Below are 262 nucleotides of genomic sequence, written 5' to 3'. Positions count from 1 at the left end.
ACTACTTTTTTCCATGTTGCTGGTTCCCGATCCATTGCGGGATGCGCATCAGCGGGACAGACAATTGCGTCAGTCTATCAAACGTCTGGTAAACCATTTTCGTGAGCTGGGAAATGTTCGTTTTTATGATGAACAGGGGTTATGTGATCAGCTTTATACCCACCTCGCCCAGGCGTTAAATCGCAGGTTGTTTGCCATCGGTATTGATAATACCCTGCCGGAAGAGTTCGCCAGACTGTACCCACGCCTGGTGCGCACCACC

Annotated in this window: 1 pseudogene; it reads left to right on the top strand. The window is 50.0% G+C overall.

The window, feature by feature from the left end:
* Positions 1-262: pseudogene (locus ACNQ0T_RS24475) on the top strand (stationary phase inducible protein CsiE); the annotation flags it as partial.

The organism is Enterobacter cloacae complex sp.6700776, assembly GCF_048284255.1.
Lineage (GTDB): Bacteria > Pseudomonadota > Gammaproteobacteria > Enterobacterales > Enterobacteriaceae > Enterobacter > Enterobacter intestinihominis.
This window is presented reverse-complemented; position numbering and strand designations above follow the sequence as displayed.